This is a genomic window from Pseudomonas sp. FP2254, from assembly GCF_030687695.1.
In the GTDB taxonomy this organism is placed as follows: Bacteria; Pseudomonadota; Gammaproteobacteria; order Pseudomonadales; family Pseudomonadaceae; genus Aquipseudomonas; species Aquipseudomonas quebecensis.
On the sequence record NZ_CP117444.1, the window covers coordinates 1,910,253 to 1,928,407 of the forward strand.

Below are 18,155 nucleotides of genomic sequence, written 5' to 3' on the forward strand. Positions count from 1 at the left end.
TGCCCCTTCCCACACTTGATTGGGTTCACAGAGTCATAGCTGTGAATGCAGTCCAATGTGGGAGGGGGCTTGCCCCGGATGGGGCCGCTACAGACGCTAGATCAACACCTCTATGCGCAGTGAGTTGGTCGACCCGGGCTGCCCGAACGGCACCCCGGCAGTAATCACCAACGTATCCCCGCGCTCTGCCATCCCCTGGGCCTGGGCAATCTCCAGCGCCGTCGAACACACCTCGTCCACCTGGCGCAGTCGATCGTTGACCACCGAGTGCACGCCCCACGCCACACTCAACCGCCGTGCGGTGGACAGGTTTGGCGTCAGGTTGAGGATCGGCGCCACCGGCCGCTCCCGTGCCGCGCGCAGGCTGGAGCTGCCGGACTCGCTGTAGTTCACCAGCACCGCCACCGGCAGGATGCTGCTGATACGACGAATCGCACAGCTGATGGCGTCGGAAACCGTGGCTTCCGCTTTAGGCCGGTTGACCTCCAGTTGAGTCTGGTAGTCCGGGCCGTTTTCCACCTGGCGGATGATCTTGCTCATCATCTGCACGGCTTCCAGTGGGTATTCGCCCGACGCGGTTTCCGCCGACAGCATCACCGCATCCGCGCCTTCGGCCACGGCGTTGGCCACGTCGGTGACTTCGGCGCGGGTCGGCGCCGGGGAAAAGCGCATGGATTCGAGCATTTGCGTAGCCACCACCACGGGTTTACCCAGCTCGCGGCAGGTACGGATGATGCGCTTCTGGATCTGCGGCACGCTCTCGGCCGGCACCTCCACCCCCAAGTCACCGCGAGCCACCATGATTGCATCGCTCAGTTGCGCGATTTCCCGCAGGTGTTGCACGGCCGAGGGCTTCTCGATCTTGGCCATCAGGAACGCCCGGTCGCCGATCAGCTCGCGGGCCTCGCGGATATCTTCCGGACGCTGCACAAACGACAGCGCCACCCAGTCCACGCCCAACTCCAGGCCGAAGCTCAGGTCGCGGCGGTCCTTGGCGGTAAGGGGACTCAGGTCCAACAACGCTTGTGGGACGTTCACCCCTTTGCGGTCGGATAATTCGCCGCCGTTCAGCACCGTGGTGTCGATGGCATCCTTGTGCCTGGTGACCACCCGCAGGCGCAGCTTGCCGTCGTCAAGCAACAGGTCCATGCCTGGTTCCAGGGCCGCGATGATTTCCGGGTGGGGCAGGTTGACCCGGCGCTCATCCCCCGGGGTTTCATCCAGATCCAGGCGCAGCGCCTGGCCGCGCACCAGTTGCACGCAGCCGTCGGCAAAACGCCCGACCCGCAGTTTCGGCCCTTGCAGGTCCATCAGAATGCCCAACGGGTAGTTGAGCTGACGCTCAACCTGACGGATCCACTGGTAGCGCTGGGCGTGGTCGGCATGCTCACCGTGGCTGAAATTGAGACGGAAGATATTCACCCCCGCTTCAACCAGCTCACGGATGTCATCGATCCCGTCGATGGCCGGGCCCAGGGTGGCGAGGATTTTGACCTTTTTGTCAGGCGTCATGGTGGGCAGTCTCGAGGATCAGGATGGCGCGGAAGTCGTTGACGTTGGTGCGCGTCGGCTCGGTGACGATCAAATCGTTGAGGGCGGCGAAATAGCCGTAGCCATTGTTGTTATCCAGCTCATCGCTGGCCGACAGGCCGAGGGCTTCGGCGCGCGCGTAGCTGCTCGGGGTCATCAGCGCGCCGGCGTTATCTTCGGAGCCGTCGATGCCGTCGGTGTCACCGGCCAGTGCGTAAACGCCGGGCAGGCCTTTGAGGCTGTCGGTGAGGCTCAGCAGGAATTCGGCGTTGCGACCGCCACGGCCGTCACCGCGTACGGTCACGGTGGTTTCGCCGCCGGACAGGATCACGCACGGCGCCGCCAGCGGCTGGCCATGCTGCACGATCTGCCGGGCGATACCGGCATGTACCTTGGCCACGTCCCGCGCTTCGCCTTCCAGGTCGCCGAGGATCAGCGGGCTGAAACCGGCCTGGCGCACTTTCACCGCCACTGCTTCAAGGGATTGCTGCGGGCGGGCAATCAATTGGAAATGGCTGCGGGCCAGCACCGGGTCGCCGGGCTTGACGGTTTCCGACGCCGGGTTCTGCAACCAATGGTGCACCGAGGCGGGCACGTCGATGCGATAACGTTTGAGGATCGCCAGTGCCTGTTGCGAGGTGCTCGGGTCGCCCACGGTGGGTCCGGAAGCGATCACCGTGGCCTGGTCGCCCGGCACATCGGAAATCGCGTAGGTGTACACCGTGGCCGGCCAGGCGGCCTTGGCCAAGCGCCCGCCCTTGATCGCCGAGAGGTGCTTGCGCACGCAATTCATCTCGCCGATGGTCGCGCCGGACTTGAGCAGGGCTTTGTTGATGGCCTGCTTGTCGGCCAGGGTAATGCCTTCGGCGGGCAAGGCCAGTAAGGCTGAGCCGCCGCCGGAGAGCAGGAAGATCACGCGGTCGTCTTCGCCCAGATTGCTGATCAACGCCAGCACGCGCTGCGCCACGGCCTGGCCGGCGGCGTCGGGCACCGGGTGAGCCGCTTCGACGACTTCGATTTTCTTGCATGGCGCGCCATGCCCATAGCGGGTGACCACCAGGCCGGTGACTTCGCCTTGCCAGCAGTTTTCCACCACCAGCGCCATGGCTGCGGCGGCCTTGCCGGCACCGATCACAATCACGCGGCCGCTGCGGTCGACGGGCAGAAAAGGTTCGAGAACTTGGCGCGGGTGGGCAGCGTCGATGGCTGTGGCGAATAGCTCGCGAAGCAGGTGTTGCGGATCGACCGACATAAGCGGGCTCCCGGATATTTTTGTTATTAGACGTGCAGCTATTTCAGCCTTGGCCTTGGAAAAGGCCAACTGTGGGAGGGGACAAGCCCCTTCCCACATTCGATCACGGCGTTACTGATCGCGAATCGAGAAATTAGCCATATGCTCCAGGCCCTTGACCAGCGCCGAATGGTCCCAATTCCCGCCACCCAGGGCATTGCACGTGCTGAACACCTGCTGAGTACCGGCAGTGTTCGGCAGGTTGATCCCCAATTCCTTGGCACCGGCCAACGCCAGGTTTAAATCCTTCTGGTGCAGGTTGATGCGGAAGCCCGGATCGAACGTGCCCTTGATCATGCGTTCGCCGTGCACTTCAAGGATTTTCGACGAGGCAAAGCCGCCCATCAGCGCTTCGCGCACCTTGGCCGGGTCGGCACCGTTTTTGGCGGCGAACAGCAACGCTTCGGCCACCGCCTGGATGTTCAGCGCCACGATGATCTGATTGGCGACCTTGGCGGTCTGGCCATCGCCATTGCCACCTACCCGCGTGATGTTCTTGCCCATGGCCTGGAACAGCGGCAGGGCGCGCTCGAAGGTCTGTGGCTCGCCACCGATCATGATGCTCAGGGTGCCGGCCTTGGCGCCGACTTCACCGCCGGACACCGGCGCGTCGAGGTACTGCGCGCCGTGCTCGTTGATCCTGGCGGCGAAGGCCTTGGTGGCGGTGGGCGAGATCGAACTCATGTCGATCACCACCTTGTTCGGCGACAGCCCGGCGGCCACGCCGTCGGCACGGAACAGCACGTCCTCGACCTGCGGGGTGTCCGGCACCATGACGATAATGAACTCGGCTTCCTGAGCCACTTGCTGCGGGTTGGCCAGGGCCACGGCGCCGGCATCGATCAGCGCGTGCGGAGCCTTGCCGTGGTGCTCGGAGAGGAACAGTTGATGACCTGCTTTCTGCAGGTTCGCGGCCATGGGTTGGCCCATGATGCCGGTGCCGATAAAGCCGATTTTAGCCATGATGAATGCCTCTTCTTATTGTGGGAGGGGGGTGGCCCCTCTCACAGGGTTTTGAGCCAGCCAAGGCCCGCTTCGGTGGTGGTCAGCGGCTTGTATTCACAGCCGACCCAACCCGTGTATCCGATCCGGTCCAGATGCTCGAACAGGAAGCGATAGTTGATCTCCCCGGTCCCCGGCTCGTTGCGCCCCGGGTTATCCGCCAGTTGGATGTGATTGATCTCACCCAGGTGCGCGGCCATGGTGCGGGCCAAGTCACCTTCCATGATTTGCATGTGGTAGATGTCGTATTGCAGGAACAGATTGTCACTGCCCACCCGCTCGCGGATCGCCAGGGCCTGGGCGGTGTTGTTCAGGTAGAAGCCTGGGATGTCGCGGGTGTTGATCGCCTCCATGACCAGCTTGATGCCTGCCGCTTGCAGCTTGTCGGCGGCGTACTTGAGGTTGGCGACGAAGGTCTCTTCCAGCAGCTTTTCGTCCACGCCGGCCGGACGAATACCCGCCAGGCAGTTGATCTGCGTATTGCCCAGCACCTGGGCGTAAGCGATAGCCAATGTGACCCCGGCGCGGAATTCCTCGACGCGGTCCGGATGGCACGCCAGGCCGCGCTCGCCCTTGGCCCAGTCACCGGCCGGCAGGTTGAACAGCACTTGGGTCAGGCCATGGGTGTCGAGTTGCGCCTTGATCTCGGCAGAGCTGAATTCGTAGGGGAACAGGTACTCGACCCCTTGAAAACCGGCATCGGCGGCCGCTTTGAAGCGGGCGAGAAAGTCCTGTTCGGTGAACAGCATGGACAGGTTGGCGGCAAAGCGCGGCATAGGGTTCTCCTTAATCGAGCAGGGAAATGGCAGTCGGCGCGTCGTTGCCGACCAGGGCCAGGTCTTCGAATTCATTGACGGCGTTGATCTCGGTGCCCATGGAAATATTGGTCACCCGTTCCAGAATAATCTCAACGATCACCGGCACCTTGAATTCTTCGATCATTGCCTCGGCCTGGCGTAAGGCCGGCGCGATCTGGCCTGGTTCGAACACGCGCAGGGCCTTGCAACCCAGGCCTTCGGCCACGGCCACGTGGTCTACGCCATAGCCGTTGAGTTCCGGGGCGTTGAGGTTGTCGAAAGACAGCTGCACGCAGTAGTCCATTTCAAAACCGCGCTGGGCCTGGCGGATCAGACCCAGGTAGGAATTGTTCACCACCACATGGATGTACGGCAGCTTGAACTGCGCGCCCACCGCCAGTTCTTCGATCATGAACTGGAAGTCGTAGTCGCCGGACAACGCCACCACTTTGCGGCTCGGATCGGCCTTGACCACCCCCAGCGCCGCCGGAATCGTCCAGCCCAGCGGGCCGGCCTGGCCGCAATTGATCCAATGGCGTGGCTTGTACACATGCAGGAACTGCGCGCCGGCAATCTGCGACAGGCCGATGGTGCTGACGTAGCAGGTGTCTTTGCCGAACACCTGGTTCATCTCTTCGTACACCCGTTGCGGCTTGACCGGCACCGCATCGAAGTGCGTCTTGCGCTGCAGGGTGGCTTTGCGTTGCTGGCAATCATGCAGCCAGGCGCTGCGGTCTTTGAGCTTGCCGGCGGCTTTCCATTCGCGGGCCACTTCAATGAACATCGTCAGGGCCGAGCCGGCGTCGGACACGATGCCCAGGTCCGGTGTGAAGACGCGGCCGATCTGCGTCGGCTCGATGTCCACGTGGATGAATTTACGGCCTTCGGTGTACACCTCGACCGACCCGGTGTGGCGGTTGGCCCAGCGGTTGCCGATGCCCAGCACCACGTCCGACTTGAGCATCGTTGCGTTGCCGTAACGGTGCGAGGTCTGCAGACCGACCATGCCCACCATCAGCGGGTGATCGTCGGGGATCGTGCCCCAGCCCATCAGGGTCGGGATCACCGGAATGCCGGTCAGTTCGGCGAACTCCACCAGCAGCTCGCTGGCGTCGGCGTTGATCACGCCGCCACCGCTCACCAGCAACGGGCGCTCCGCCTGGTCGAGCAGGGCCAGGGCTTTCTCCACCTGCACGCGGGTGGCCAGCGGCTTGGCCAGGGGCAGGGGTTGATAAGCGTCGATGTCGAACTCGATCTCGGCCATCTGCACGTCGAACGGCAGGTCGATCAGCACCGGGCCGGGGCGGCCCGAACGCATTTCGTAGAAGGCTTTCTGAAACGCGTAGGGCACCTGGCCCGGCTCGAGCACCGTGGTGGCCCACTTGGTCACCGGTTTGACGATGCTGGTGATGTCCACCGCCTGAAAGTCTTCCTTGTGCATGCGAGCACGCGGCGCCTGGCCGGTGATGCACAGGATCGGAATCGAGTCGGCCGAGGCGCTGTAGAGGCCGGTGACCATGTCGGTGCCGGCCGGGCCCGAGGTGCCGATGCACACGCCGATATTGCCGGCCCTGGTGCGGGTGTAACCCTCGGCCATGTGCGAGGCGCCTTCAACGTGGCGAGCAAGGACGTGATCGATGCCACCCACTTTCTGCAAGGCCGAGTACAGCGGGTTGATCGCGGCGCCGGGGATACCGAAGGCGGTGTCCACGCCTTCACGGCGCATTACCAGGACAGCGGCTTCGATTGCTCTCATTTTGCTCATGGTTTTGGTGCCTCTTGCGTTTTGTAATTGTATACAAGTGGTGTTTGGTCAAAGTGTATTCACGGGGAGCTTCGCAGGTCAACGCATTTTATTCGTGACTGATCGAGCTCGCCGGAACGCCTTTTTTCGACGTATGGTGGGTTTGTGGAGAAATATTGTATACAAAATAATAAATCATTGTGTTCTATTTGTGTGATCGAGCATCTGATCAATCAGACCACCATCGCTTTCCCAATAACAAAAGAAGGACGGCACCATGAGCGCTTTAACCTTGAAAACCGCCACCCAACTCGCCAGCCAGGCCCTTACCGCCGGCCGCACGATTTGCGCTGCGCCACTGACCATCGCGGTGCTCGACAGCGGCGGCCACTTGATCACTCTGCAACGTGAAGACGGCGCCAGCCTGCTGCGCCCGCAGATCGCCATCGGCAAGGCCTGGGGCGCGATAGCGCTGGGCAAGGGTTCGCGCCTGTTGGCGCTGGATGCGCAACAACGCCCGGCGTTTATCGCCGCGCTGAACAGCCTGGGGCAGGGCAGCGTGGTGCCGGCACCGGGCGGGGTGTTGATTCGCGATCAGGACGGTGTGGTGGTGGGGGCGATTGGGATCAGTGGGGATACGTCGGATATTGACGAGCAGTGTGCGATCACGGCGATCGAGGGGGTGGGGTTAATGGCGGATGCGGGTGTGTCGGCTTAAACAGTGTGTGACTTTCAGGGCCTCATCGGGGCAAGCCCCCTCCCACAATGTTGATTGTGGGAGGGGGCTTGCCCCGATGGGCACCGGCTCTGCGGTGTATCAGTCCGGCTCGCAGCCCCTGAGCACCAACCGAATGATGGTCTGCGCCGCCGCTTCATAATCGGCCTCATCCAGCTTGGCTTTTCCGGTCACCGCGGAAATCTGCCAGTCGAAGTCGGCATAGGTCTGGGTCGCGGCCCAGATGCTGAACATCAAGTGATTGGGGTCGATAGCCGCGATCAATCCGCGATCCACCCAGCTTTGGATGCAGTTGATATTGTGCTTGGCCTGGGCGTTGAGTTGCTCGACCTGCTCGGCGCTCAGGTGCGGGGCGCCATGCATGATTTCGCTGGCAAACACCTTGGAGGCGAAGGGCAGGTCGCGGGAGATACGGATTTTCGAGCGGATGTAATTGCTCAGCACCACCGCCGGTTCACCTTCGGGGTTGAACGGCGTGGACGCGGCCAGGATCGGCTCGATGATGCTTTCGAGCACCTCGCGGTAGAGGTTGTCCTTGGACTTGAAGTAGTAGTAGACGTTGGGCTTGGGCAGCCCGGCCTTGGCGGCGATGTCGCTGGTTTTGGTCGCGGCGAAGCCCTTGTCGGCAAACTCCTCGCTGGCCGCCCGCAGGATTTTTTCTTTATTGCGCTCGCGAATGGTGCTCATAAACCAGGGTTTTCCTTGCCAGGACAGGCGGTCGGGCATGGTAGCACCGGCTATCCGCGAGTCTCAACAAGGCTCCCGCAAAGCGTTGTGCCGCGCTATGCTCGCGCCAACTTTTCTTTTACGGATGCGCGTTTCATGGCAGGAAGCAGTTTACTGGTATTGATCGACGATATCGCCGCAGTCCTCGACGATGTGGCTTTGATGACCAAAGTCGCCGCGAAAAAGACCGCCGGTGTGCTCGGCGATGATCTGGCGCTCAACGCCCAGCAGGTGTCCGGGGTGCGTGCCGAGCGGGAAATTCCGGTGGTGTGGGCGGTGGCCAAGGGTTCGTTTATCAACAAATTGATCCTGGTGCCTACCGCGCTGTTGATCAGCGCCTTCGCGCCCTGGGCGGTTACGCCGTTGCTGATGCTGGGTGGCGCCTACTTGTGCTTCGAGGGGTTCGAGAAGCTTGCGCACACGTTCCTGCACAGCAAGGCCGAAGACCAGGTCGAGCATGCGCAGTTGACCCAGGCCGTGGCTGACCCGGCCACCGACCTGGTGGCCTTTGAAAAGGACAAGATCAAAGGCGCGGTGCGCACCGACTTCATTCTCTCGGCCGAGATCATCGCGATCACCCTGGGCACTGTGGCCGATGCGCCGCTGATGCAGCAGGTGGTGGTGCTGTCGGGTATTGCCATCGTCATGACCATCGGCGTTTATGGGTTGGTGGCGGGCATCGTCAAGCTGGACGACCTGGGCCTGTGGCTGAGCCAGAAACCCGGCCAGGTCGCGCGTGGCATTGGTGGTGCCATCCTGCGCGCGGCGCCGTACATGATGAAAAGCCTGTCGGTGATCGGCACGGCGGCGATGTTTCTGGTCGGTGGCGGCATCCTCACTCATGGCGTGCCGGTGGTGCATCACTGGATCGAGGCGGTCGGCCAGAGTGCGGGCGCGATGGCGTGGCTGATGCCGACGCTGCTCAATGCGCTGGCGGGAATCATTGCGGGGGCTGTGGTCTTGGCGCTGGTCAGCGGAATCGGCAAGGCTTGGAAGGCCCTCAAGGCTTAAATCGCAGGCACAAAAAAGGCCATTCATGAATGGCCTTTTTTGTGAGCGTTATTTATTCCGCGATCTGCAACTTGCGCGATTCGGTATAGATATAGCGCACCTTTTCATATTCGAAGGGTGAGTTCATCTGACCGTAGCGGAAGCTGGTCTGGTAGCGCTTATCCACCGCGCGCAGGGCCCAGATCTCCGGGTGGTTGGAGCTGACCTCGGAGACATTGAGGAAGTTGATCTGCGACTCGGCGGTGTAGTCCACCAGCAAGCCGGTGGTGTCACGCAGGTTCGACGGGCCGAAGATCGGCAGCACCAGGTAGGCGCCACCCGGCACGCCGTAGAAGCCCAGGGTCTGGCCGAAGTCTTCGCTCTGGCGCGGCAGGCCCATGGCGGTGGCCGGGTCCCACAAGCCGGCGATACCGATGGTGGTGTTGACCAGCAGGCGCCCTGTGGTCTCCAGCGAGCGATGCCCCTTGAGTTGCAACAGGCTGTTCATCAGGTTGGGCACATCGCCCAGGTTGTTGAAGAAGTTACTCACACCAGTGCGCAGGAAGCTTGGGGTGACGTAGGTGTAGCCGTTGACCACCGGCAGGAACACCCACTGGTCGAAGCGGTAGTTGAAGTGGTAAACGCGGCGGTTCCACGACTCCAGCGGGTCATACACGTTAAGTGCGGTGAGCGAGGAGCGTTCGAACTCGCGCTGGTCCAGGCCCGGATTGAACTTGAGCTTGGTCAGCGGTTGTTTGAAACCGTCATCGCCCAATTGCGTCGGCTCGTGAGCCTTGCTGTTGTCGGCATTGGCCACGCCTGCGCACATCAGGGCGGCGAGCAGCAGAAGATATTTAGCCACGGAAGAACTCCAGCATGGCGTCGGCGTTGACGCGGTAATTGAGGTTGCCGCAGTGGCCGCCCAGTGGGTAGACGGTCAAGCGATCGCCGAAGGTTTTACGCAGGAAGCCCAGGTCGCCCGGGCCCAGGATCACGTCGTCGGCGTTGTGCATGACGGCGATTTTCGGGCTGGCGTGCAGATAATCCTTGAGCGCATACAGGCTGACCTGGTCGACCAGTTGCAGCAGGCTGCCGCCGTCGGAGCGCGCGCGCCACATCGGGATCACTTGTTCGGTGAGGTAGCAGTCGAAATCGCATTGCAGTGCGCGCTTGAGGAACGGTGTAAGGCTGGTGCCTTCGGTGATCGGGTACTTCGGCGGGATGATCAGGCCGCGGCGGTTGATCAGGTCCGAGGTAAAGGCGATATCGGCCGCGGAGAAGCGGAACGAGGTGCCGATCAGCATGGCCATTTGTTCATTGGTCAGGTGCTGCTTGGATTGCTGGAAATCGTAGAGCAGGGCGTCGTTCAGGTCGATATAGCCCTTTTGCTGGAAGTAACGAGTCAGCTTGTTCAGCACCAGCTCATAGAACGTCGTGGTGTTGTTGATGCCCTTGACCTCGGTCTGGACCAGCTTGTCGAGGTTGGTGATCGAGGTGTACAGGTTGACCGGCGGGTTGAGCAGCAGCACTTTCTTGAAGTTGAAGCTGCGACGGGTCTCGTCCAGTTTGCTGACGAAGGCCGCATCCAGGGCACCGAGGCTGTAGCCGGTGAGGTAGAAGTCGGTGACCGGCAACGAAGCGTTCTGCGCGCGTACCGCCTGCATTACGCGGTACATGTCCTCGGCGTCTTCCTGGGTGATGCCTGGGGTGGCGAAGCGCGAGGCGGCGCTGATGAAGTCGAAACTGGTGGGCGACGACAATTGCACCACGTGGTAGCCGGCCTGGTAATACAGCTTTTTCAAGTACTCGTTGAGGCTGCTGTCATAGCGCGCGCCGGTGCCCGCGATCAGGAAGATCAGCGGCGCGGCGCGGTCTTGCTTGGCGATGCGATACGTGAGTTTCTTCACCGCCCAGAAGTTGTCCGGCAGGCTGAACTCGCGCTCGGGGCGCATGTTCAGGGTGTAGTCGGATTGGTTGATCTGGTCGTCGGTCGGCAGCGTAGGCCGAAGGTCCGGCGGCGTCGTGGCAATGGTCGCTTCGAACGGGTTGGTCAAAGGGTAGCCATAGCTGGCTTGGTCGATGTCGACGGCCAGTGCTGACGCACTCAAAAAAAGGCTGCCCAGTAAGGCAGCACAGCGCAAGGAACGGAGCATGACTTAATCCCTAAGAGGAAACGTGCTGAATGAAGTTCGCAGGCTATGACCACCGCCGTACCACCGAAGTGCCAGCACTCAGTGCGAAAAGTCGGAAAAAACGTCGGAATCGGGGTAATAGTCGCCAGAAGATACACTCTGCAACGTCCGGGTGAATACTAATTGTGTGTATGTACCTTGCTAACGGCCGTCGGCGCATTAAGCTGAGCGCCGTTTTTGCCTATCGGAGTCCTCCATGTCCCGTCGTTTGCCATTGATTTTGCTGCTTATTGCCTTGCCACTTTGGCTGGCTGCCAGCTATGCCGCGCGTTACGGGTTTATGGAGGATGGCCGGTGGGTCGGTATTTGCGTTGACGAGGCCAGTCGCTGGGAATGCCAGCTGCGCTCGAACCTGGGCTTGATGATCCATTTCAAAGCACTGGGCTGGGCGGCGCTGGTGACCTCGGTGCTCGCATTTTTCGTAGCGGGCCGCACTGGCTGGGGCCTGGCGGTAGCGGCGCTGGTGTTCGGCCTGCCGGCGCTCGCGTTGTACAACACCACCCTTGCGGTGTTTGCGGTGGTGATTGCGGGGTTGCGGTTGGTCAGGCAGCCTCGGGGCGTTTGATCGGGCCAATCGGCGGCAAGCCCCCTCCCACATTTGCCGGTATTCACAATTGGAAATGTGTAAACCCAATCAACTGTGGGAGGGGGCTTGCCCCCGATAGCAGTCTTAAGCCCTGCGCATCCGCAGGCAACGCCACAACGCAACCACCATCAACCCGCTGACCACTGCCCAACCCCACGCCTGCTGGTTCAGCAAACCTTCACGGTACAACTGCGGCGCAATGCCGGCGCCGATAATGAAGGTGAGCAGCGCAATCTCCCGACGCGGGCCGGTGACCGGGCGCACCAGGTACACCAGCGCCGGCAACACCAGTGCGGCGCTGGGAAAACTGCGGTAGCGCGGGTCGAATACCAGCGCCAGCATCATCACTGCGCCAGCAAAGCCGGCGAGCGCCACCCACCAGCCCGCGCGGTGTTCCAGCCAGTTGAACGCGCGCTCGCGCCACCCCTCGCGGGGGCTCAGGGCCAATGCGGCATGGGCCAGCACCAGCAGATTGAGCGCTATCAGCAGGCCGGCCCATACCCATTCATCGTTGAAGCGTGCAGTCAGGCGGGTCAGCTCGGCCCAGCTGCCTATCGAGCACGCCGCCACGGCCCCCAGCAACGGCAGGGCCAGCGCAGCGCGGGTGCTGCGAACACGTCCGCCGAGTACCAACGTACCCAGCAGGATCACACCGCCTACGCCCAGCCACAGTGGCCAGTACGGCACATTACTGACCGGGCCGGCAAGGATGCCCTTGTCCTGGCGATCGGCATCGAACAGGCCCCAATACCCGCCCACGGCGCCCTCGCTGGCGCGTTTCCAGGGTTGGTCGAACGCTTCGATCAGGTTGTAGTGCCAGCCGTTGGCTTCGGCCATGGCCACGAAACCGCGCATGAACTTGGCCTCGTTGACCCGGCTCGGCAGCGCCGTTTCGCGCTGGCGGCCTTCGCTCGGCCAGCCGGTTTCACCGATCAGCACGTCTTTGGGCGCAAATTTGTTGCCGAACGTCTGCCGTACGTCGCCCACATGCTGGAGTGCCTGGTCGATGCCGGACGGGTCGTCTTCCCAATAGGGCAGCAGGTGAATGGTCAGGAAATCCACGGCCGGGGCGATTTCCGGGTGTTGCAGCCAGAATTCCCAGACGTCGGCGTAGGTGACCGGCTGCCGGATCTGGCTTTTGACTTTCTGGATCAGCTTCACCAGTTGCCCGGCGGTGACTTCCTTGCGCAGCAGCGCCTCGTTGCCGACGATCACGGCGCTGACCACATCCGGGTTGGCGTTCGCCGACGCGATCAGCAGGTCGATTTCCTTTGCGGTGGCCAGCGGGTCGCTGCTGACCCAGGCGCCGATCATCAGCTTCAGGCCGTGTTTGCGCGCCAGGGCCGGCAAGCCTTCCAGACCGGTCATGGAGTAGGTGCGAATGCATTCGAAGCGCGTGGCCAGCAAGGCCAGGTCGGCGTCCATGCGCGCCGGGCGCAGTGTGAACGGCTGGTCGAAGGGGGATTGGTCCTTGTCGAATGGCGTGTAGGACGCACATTGCAACTTGTGACTGGCACTGGCGACATCCGGCAACACCACGGGGCGGCCGAGGCCGTACCAATAGCCGATAAGAGCCAGCAGGCCGAAAAACAGGGCGAACACATAGGGCAGGGCAGGGAAGCGGGCAGTCGCGGGCATGGTCGGCTTATCTGGGAGAGCAAAGGCGCGCATCTTACCTGCAAATGTGCGGCTCAAGGGGAGCCGCACGATTTTGACATGCAAAGTTCGGGCGGGTTTTTGAACGAGCGTTCAGTAAAGCGTCCTACTGGCTATGTGATGTCGTTTCCTGCTTGTACGAGGTCGCTGACAGAGCAGGTCGATGGATGCTGCAGGCCGATGATCCAAGTGTCAGCACTCCACTGATGGATCAGCAGCCGGATTCAGCGCGTGAAGGGGGCGCGGTGCACCACATAACAACAGGTTGACGTCGCTCGGCATTCGCCGGGCGCAGCACTTTCGGGGAAGTACGATGAAGATGCGACGACTCTTGGGCGCAGCTGCCACTCTGGTGGTTGCGATGAGCTCCACACTGGCCAGCGCCGACAGCAAAACCCTGAGCATCGGCTACGTGGACGGTTGGTCCGACAGCGTTGCCACCACCCATGTGGCGGCTGAGGTGATCAAAGAGAAGCTCGGTTATGACGTGAAACTGCAGGCGGTCGCCACCGGGATCATGTGGCAGGGCGTGGCCACCGGCAAGCTCGACGCGATGCTCTCGGCCTGGTTGCCGGTGACCCACGGCGAGTACTGGGCCAAGAACAAGGACAAAGTGGTCGATTACGGCCCCAATTTCAAGGACGCCAAGATCGGCTTGATTGTGCCGGAGTACGTCAAGGCCAAGTCCATTGAGGACCTCAAGACCGATACCACCTTCAAGAACAAGATCGTCGGCATCGATGCCGGTTCAGGCGTGATGCTCAAGACTGACGAAGCCATCAAGCAGTACGGCCTCGATTACAAACTGCAGGCCAGCTCGGGCGCGGCGATGATCGCCGAGTTGACTCGTGCCGAAGACAAGCAGGAATCCATTGCCGTTACCGGTTGGGTGCCGCACTGGATGTTCGCCAAGTGGAAACTGCGCTTCCTGGACGATCCAAAAGGCGTCTATGGCGCGGCTGAAACCGTCAACAGCATCGGCAGCAAAGGCCTGGAGGCTAAAGCGCCGGAAGTTGCGGCCTTCCTGAAAAAATTCCAATGGGCGTCCAAGGATGAAATCGGCGAAGTCATGCTCGCCATCCAGGAGGGCGCCAAGCCTGACGCCGCGGCCAAGGATTGGGTCGCCAAGCACCCTGAGCGCGTTGCCGAGTGGACCGGTAAGTAACCCCCCGATGTCTTGATACAACCCCTGTGGGAGAGGGCTTGCCACCGATAGCGGGGTGTCAGTTGTCAGTGATCTGACTGACTCAACGCCATCGGGGGCAAGCCCTCTCCCACATTAATTTCTGTTTCCTGCAAATCTTCATTCGCGCCGCCAATCCCTCGCTACACTCGATCTACTACTAAGGTCGTCTGGAACCTGTTCCAGAGCCGCATACAGTGGCTACGTTCCAATAATAAAAAAGCTGTGCTGCGAGGATAAAAACAATGAACGACAGCATTTACCTATCGATTCAAAACAGCCCCCGCTTCAAGGAGCTGGTGAGGAAAAGGGAGCGATTCGCCTGGATTCTCTCGGCCATCATGCTAGGGCTCTACTCCGGTTTCATCCTGTTGATCGCCTACGGGCCTCAAGTGCTGGGGGCCAAACTCAGCCCTGGTTCGTCGATTACCTGGGGGATTCCCCTGGGTGTCGGGTTGATCGTCTCCGCCTTCGTCCTCACCGCCATCTATGTGCGTCGGGCCAATGGCGAGTTTGACGACCTGAACAATGCGATTCTCAAGGAGGCTGCGCAATGATCCGTCGTCTACTGGCAGTATTCGGCGCTTCGCTTTTTGCTCCCGCCCTGTGGGCGGCCGACGCATTGACCGGTGAAGTGCACAAGCAACCGCTGAACGTCTCGGCCATCGTGATGTTTGTGGTCTTCGTCGGTGCAACTCTTTGCATTACCTACTGGGCCTCCAAGCGCAACAAGTCGGCGGCCGACTACTACGCGGCCGGCGGCAAGATCACCGGTTTCCAGAACGGCCTGGCGATCGCCGGTGACTACATGTCGGCGGCCTCGTTCCTGGGGATCTCCGCGCTGGTGTTCACGTCTGGCTACGACGGGCTGATCTACTCGATCGGCTTCCTGGTGGGCTGGCCGATCATTTTGTTCCTGATCGCCGAGCGCCTGCGTAACCTGGGCAAATACACCTTTGCTGACGTGGCGTCCTACCGCCTGGGCCAGACCCAGATCCGCAGCCTGTCGGCCTGTGGTTCGCTGGTGGTGGTGGCGTTCTACCTGATCGCACAGATGGTGGGGGCGGGCAAGCTGATCCAGCTGCTGTTCGGCCTGGACTACCATGTGGCGGTGATCCTGGTGGGTATCCTGATGTGCCTGTACGTGCTGTTCGGCGGCATGCTCGCGACCACTTGGGTGCAGATCATCAAGGCGGTGCTGTTGCTGTCGGGTGCCTCGTTCATGGCGCTGATGGTGATGAAGCACGTCAACTTCGATTTCAACACGCTGTTCTCCGAGGCGATCAAGGTTCACCCTAAAGGTGAGGCGATCATGAGCCCCGGCGGCCTGGTGAAAGACCCTGTCTCCGCATTCTCCCTGGGCCTGGCGCTGATGTTCGGCACCGCCGGCCTGCCGCATATCCTGATGCGCTTCTTCACGGTGAGCGACGCCAAGGAAGCGCGCAAGAGCGTGCTATATGCCACGGGCTTTATCGGCTACTTCTATATCCTGACCTTTATCATCGGTTTCGGCGCGATCCTGCTGGTCAGCACCAATCCGGCATTCAAGGATGCTGCAGGCGCCTTGCTGGGCGGTAACAACATGGCGGCGGTGCACCTGGCCAACGCGGTGGGTGGCAGTATCTTCCTGGGCTTCATCTCGGCCGTGGCATTTGCCACTATCCTGGCGGTGGTGGCCGGTTTGACCCTGGCGGGTGCATCGGCGGTGTCTCACGACCTGTATGCCAGCGTGATCAAGAAGGGCAAGGCCAACGAGAAAGATGAGATTCGTGTGTCGAAGATCACCACCGTGGCCCTGGGTGTGTTGGCGATCGGCCTGGGTATCCTGTTCGAAAGTCAGAACATTGCGTTCATGGTGGGCCTGGCGTTCTCCATAGCCGCCAGCTGTAACTTCCCGGTGCTGCTGCTTTCCATGTACTGGAAAAACCTCACCACCCGTGGCGCCATGATCGGCGGTTGGCTGGGCCTGGTCAGTGCCGTGGGCCTGATGGTCCTGGGGCCGACCATCTGGGTCTCGATCCTGCATCATGAAAAGGCCATCTTCCCGTACGAGTACCCGGCGCTGTTCTCGATGATCATCGCGTTCATCGGCATCTGGTTCTTCTCCATCACCGATAAGTCGGCGGCGGCAGAGAAAGAGCGTGCGCTGTACTTCCCGCAGTTTGTGCGTTCACAGACGGGCCTGGGGGCGAGTGGGGCAGTGAATCATTGATGCAGCCGCAAGTGGCAAGCCTCAAGCTGTAAGTTAGAAGCGGTGGTGTATAGAGAGATACCCCTGTGGAGATACAGGGGTATTTTTTTGCTTGCGGCTTATAGCTGGAAGCTTGCAGCGCACTAAATTCCAGCCAAAAAAAACGGCCTCATCAGGAGGCCGTTTTTTCTGGCTGGGATTTAGTGCCGATCTTCCAGCTTGGTGATGTCACGCGACTCGTAGCCGGTGTACAGCTGGCGCGGGCGGCCAATCTTGTACGGGCTGGAGAGCATTTCTTTCCAGTGGGAGATCCAGCCCACGGTCCGCGCCAGGGCGAAGATCACGGTGAACATGCTGGTTGGAATGCCGATCGCCTTGAGGATGATCCCCGAGTAGAAGTCGACGTTCGGGTACAGCGAGCGTTCGATGAAGTACGGGTCGGTCAGGGCGATCTCTTCCAGGCGCATGGCCAGTTCGAGTTGCGGGTCGTTCTTGATGCCCAGTTCCTTCAACACTTCGTCGCAGGTCTGCTTCATCACGGTGGCACGCGGGTCGCGGTTCTTGTAGACCCGGTGACCGAAGCCCATCAGCTTGAACGGATCGTTCTTGTCCTTGGCCTTGGCGATGAAGGTGTCGATGTTCGAGACATCGCCGATTTCATCGAGCATGGTCAACACGGCTTCGTTCGCACCGCCGTGGGCAGGGCCCCAGAGCGCGGCGATACCGGCGGCGATACAGGCGAACGGGTTGGCACCCGAAGAGCCGGCCAGACGCACGGTGGAGGTGGAGGCGTTCTGCTCGTGGTCGGCGTGGAGGATGAAGATCCGGTCCATGGCCTTGGCGAGTACCGGGCTGATCGGTTTGATCTCGCACGGGGTGTTGAACATCATGTGCAGGAAGTTTTCCGCGTACGTCAGGTCGTTGCGCGGGTACATCATGGGTTGGCCCATGGAGTACTTGTAAACCATTGCGGCCAGGGTCGGCATCTTGGCAACCAGGCGGATCGCGGAGATTTCGCGATGCTGCGGGTTATTGATGTCGAGGGAGTCGTGATAGAAGGCCGACAGGGCGCCGACCACGCCGCACATGACGGCCATCGGGTGGGCGTCGCGACGGAAGCCGTTGAAGAAGGTCTTCAACTGCTCGTGAACCATGGTGTGGTTCTTCACGGTGCTGACAAACTGGGCTTTCTGCTCGGCTGTTGGCAATTCGCCATTGAGCAGCAGGTAGCAGGTTTCCAGGTAGTCCGATTTTTCAGCCAGTTGCTCGATCGGGTAGCCCCGGTGCAGCAGGATGCCATTGTCGCCGTCGATATAGGTGATCTTCGACTCGCAAGAGGCGGTCGACATGAAGCCTGGGTCGAACGTGAAACGGCCCGTGGCCGTCAGGCCCCGTACGTCGATAACATCGGGACCAACGGTGCCGGTTAAAATGGGCAGCTCGACGGGGGCTGCGCCCTCGATGATCAACTGCGCTTTTTTGTCAGCCATGTGGCCTCCTATTTATGCTTCAAATCATCAGACAGACCCCC

16 protein-coding genes are annotated in these 18,155 nt (G+C 61.3%); 6 read left to right on the plus strand and 10 right to left on the minus strand.

From position 1 onward, the window contains the following. Nucleotides 1–96: 96 nt before the first annotated feature. The 5 genes from pyk to gcl form a co-directional block, all read right to left on the minus strand. A complete protein-coding gene (gene pyk, locus PSH94_RS08895) occupies nt 97–1,512 on the minus strand; it encodes a pyruvate kinase (RefSeq protein ID WP_305437157.1) in 1,416 nt (471 codons plus the stop codon). Next, nucleotides 1,502–2,782, minus strand: a complete 1,281-nt coding sequence (locus tag PSH94_RS08900; RefSeq protein ID WP_305437159.1) for a glycerate kinase — start codon at nt 2,780–2,782, stop codon at nt 1,502–1,504. The genes pyk and PSH94_RS08900 overlap by 11 nt, the downstream gene beginning before the upstream one ends. Before the next feature lie 111 nt (nt 2,783–2,893). Continuing rightward, a complete protein-coding gene (locus PSH94_RS08905; protein WP_305437161.1) occupies nt 2,894–3,784 on the minus strand; it encodes a 2-hydroxy-3-oxopropionate reductase in 891 nt (296 codons plus the stop codon). A gap of 41 nt (nt 3,785–3,825) precedes the next feature. Next, on the minus strand, nt 3,826–4,599 hold the full coding sequence (gene hyi / locus PSH94_RS08910; RefSeq protein ID WP_181081893.1) for a hydroxypyruvate isomerase: 774 nt from the start codon (nt 4,597–4,599) through the stop codon (nt 3,826–3,828). A 10-nt stretch (nt 4,600–4,609) separates the two neighbouring features. Further along, nucleotides 4,610–6,385, minus strand: a complete 1,776-nt coding sequence (gene gcl / locus PSH94_RS08915; RefSeq protein WP_305437163.1) for a glyoxylate carboligase — start codon at nt 6,383–6,385, stop codon at nt 4,610–4,612. A 256-nt stretch (nt 6,386–6,641) separates the two neighbouring features. Here gcl and PSH94_RS08920 point away from each other — a divergent pair, with 256 nt between their 5' ends. Then, complete coding sequence (locus tag PSH94_RS08920; RefSeq protein WP_305437165.1) at nt 6,642–7,082, plus strand: heme-binding protein; 441 nt, start codon at nt 6,642–6,644, stop codon at nt 7,080–7,082. 99 nt (nt 7,083–7,181) lie between these two features. On the opposite strand, the gene PSH94_RS08925 is transcribed toward PSH94_RS08920, so the two are convergent. Then, nucleotides 7,182–7,787, minus strand: a complete 606-nt coding sequence (locus PSH94_RS08925) for a TetR/AcrR family transcriptional regulator (RefSeq protein WP_305437167.1) — start codon at nt 7,785–7,787, stop codon at nt 7,182–7,184. 135 nt (nt 7,788–7,922) lie between these two features. Between PSH94_RS08925 and PSH94_RS08930 the strand changes: the two genes are divergently transcribed. Further along, the gene (locus PSH94_RS08930; RefSeq protein WP_305437168.1) at nt 7,923–8,837 is read left to right on the plus strand and encodes a DUF808 domain-containing protein; all 915 of its coding nucleotides are present in this window, start codon (nt 7,923–7,925) and stop codon (nt 8,835–8,837) included. A gap of 52 nt (nt 8,838–8,889) precedes the next feature. Here PSH94_RS08930 and PSH94_RS08935 read toward each other — a convergent pair whose 3' ends face one another. After that, nucleotides 8,890–9,678: a VacJ family lipoprotein gene (locus PSH94_RS08935; RefSeq protein ID WP_181079981.1), complete on the minus strand. Its 789-nt coding sequence runs from the start codon at nt 9,676–9,678 to the stop codon at nt 8,890–8,892. Further along, complete coding sequence (locus PSH94_RS08940; protein ID WP_181079980.1) at nt 9,671–10,969, minus strand: serine/threonine protein kinase; 1,299 nt, start codon at nt 10,967–10,969, stop codon at nt 9,671–9,673. Before PSH94_RS08940 ends, PSH94_RS08935 begins: the two co-directional genes overlap by 8 nt. Before the next feature lie 235 nt (nt 10,970–11,204). Between PSH94_RS08940 and PSH94_RS08945 the strand changes: the two genes are divergently transcribed. Next, on the plus strand, nt 11,205–11,573 hold the full coding sequence (locus PSH94_RS08945) for a hypothetical protein (RefSeq protein ID WP_181079979.1): 369 nt from the start codon (nt 11,205–11,207) through the stop codon (nt 11,571–11,573). Nucleotides 11,574–11,678: 105 nt separating this feature from the next. Here PSH94_RS08945 and PSH94_RS08950 read toward each other — a convergent pair whose 3' ends face one another. Then, on the minus strand, nt 11,679–13,232 hold the full coding sequence (locus tag PSH94_RS08950) for a glycosyl hydrolase family 17 protein (protein ID WP_181079978.1): 1,554 nt from the start codon (nt 13,230–13,232) through the stop codon (nt 11,679–11,681). Nucleotides 13,233–13,563: 331 nt separating this feature from the next. On the opposite strand from PSH94_RS08950, the gene PSH94_RS08955 reads away from it, so the two are divergent. The 3 genes from PSH94_RS08955 (at nt 13,564) to PSH94_RS08965 (ending at nt 16,645) form a co-directional block, all read left to right on the plus strand. Then, entirely contained in the window at nt 13,564–14,415 is an 852-nt protein-coding gene (locus PSH94_RS08955) for a glycine betaine ABC transporter substrate-binding protein (protein WP_181079977.1), read from the plus strand. 263 nt (nt 14,416–14,678) lie between these two features. Next, nucleotides 14,679–14,990 (plus strand): DUF485 domain-containing protein, encoded by a 312-nt coding sequence (locus PSH94_RS08960; protein ID WP_181079976.1) that lies wholly within the window; start codon nt 14,679–14,681, stop codon nt 14,988–14,990. Beyond that, entirely contained in the window at nt 14,987–16,645 is a 1,659-nt protein-coding gene (locus PSH94_RS08965; protein ID WP_181079975.1) for a cation acetate symporter, read from the plus strand. The genes PSH94_RS08960 and PSH94_RS08965 overlap by 4 nt, the downstream gene beginning before the upstream one ends. A 179-nt stretch (nt 16,646–16,824) precedes the next feature. Here the strand turns inward: PSH94_RS08965 and gltA are convergent, their stop codons facing one another. Continuing rightward, on the minus strand, nt 16,825–18,114 hold the full coding sequence (gene gltA / locus PSH94_RS08970; RefSeq protein ID WP_034137560.1) for a citrate synthase: 1,290 nt from the start codon (nt 18,112–18,114) through the stop codon (nt 16,825–16,827). Nucleotides 18,115–18,155: the final 41 nt, after the last annotated feature.

What these genes read in the sequence shown, in the direction of transcription:
- PSH94_RS08950 (WP_181079978.1), bottom strand. Translation starts at nt 13,232, where the DNA reads ATGCCCGCGACTGCCCGCTTCCCTGCCCTGCCCTATGTGTTCGCCCTG.
- PSH94_RS08955 (WP_181079977.1), top strand. Translation starts at nt 13,564, where the DNA reads ATGAAGATGCGACGACTCTTGGGCGCAGCTGCCACTCTGGTGGTTGCG.
- PSH94_RS08930 (WP_305437168.1), top strand. Translation starts at nt 7,923, where the DNA reads ATGGCAGGAAGCAGTTTACTGGTATTGATCGACGATATCGCCGCAGTC.
- PSH94_RS08920 (WP_305437165.1), top strand. Translation starts at nt 6,642, where the DNA reads ATGAGCGCTTTAACCTTGAAAACCGCCACCCAACTCGCCAGCCAGGCC.
- PSH94_RS08900 (WP_305437159.1), bottom strand. Translation starts at nt 2,782, where the DNA reads ATGTCGGTCGATCCGCAACACCTGCTTCGCGAGCTATTCGCCACAGCC.
- PSH94_RS08905 (WP_305437161.1), bottom strand. Translation starts at nt 3,784, where the DNA reads ATGGCTAAAATCGGCTTTATCGGCACCGGCATCATGGGCCAACCCATG.
- PSH94_RS08960 (WP_181079976.1), top strand. Translation starts at nt 14,679, where the DNA reads ATGAACGACAGCATTTACCTATCGATTCAAAACAGCCCCCGCTTCAAG.
- gltA (WP_034137560.1), bottom strand. Translation starts at nt 18,114, where the DNA reads ATGGCTGACAAAAAAGCGCAGTTGATCATCGAGGGCGCAGCCCCCGTC.
- hyi (WP_181081893.1), bottom strand. Translation starts at nt 4,599, where the DNA reads ATGCCGCGCTTTGCCGCCAACCTGTCCATGCTGTTCACCGAACAGGAC.
- PSH94_RS08925 (WP_305437167.1), bottom strand. Translation starts at nt 7,787, where the DNA reads ATGAGCACCATTCGCGAGCGCAATAAAGAAAAAATCCTGCGGGCGGCC.
- PSH94_RS08940 (WP_181079980.1), bottom strand. Translation starts at nt 10,969, where the DNA reads ATGCTCCGTTCCTTGCGCTGTGCTGCCTTACTGGGCAGCCTTTTTTTG.
- PSH94_RS08965 (WP_181079975.1), top strand. Translation starts at nt 14,987, where the DNA reads ATGATCCGTCGTCTACTGGCAGTATTCGGCGCTTCGCTTTTTGCTCCC.
- PSH94_RS08945 (WP_181079979.1), top strand. Translation starts at nt 11,205, where the DNA reads ATGTCCCGTCGTTTGCCATTGATTTTGCTGCTTATTGCCTTGCCACTT.
- gcl (WP_305437163.1), bottom strand. Translation starts at nt 6,385, where the DNA reads ATGAGCAAAATGAGAGCAATCGAAGCCGCTGTCCTGGTAATGCGCCGT.
- pyk (WP_305437157.1), bottom strand. Translation starts at nt 1,512, where the DNA reads ATGACGCCTGACAAAAAGGTCAAAATCCTCGCCACCCTGGGCCCGGCC.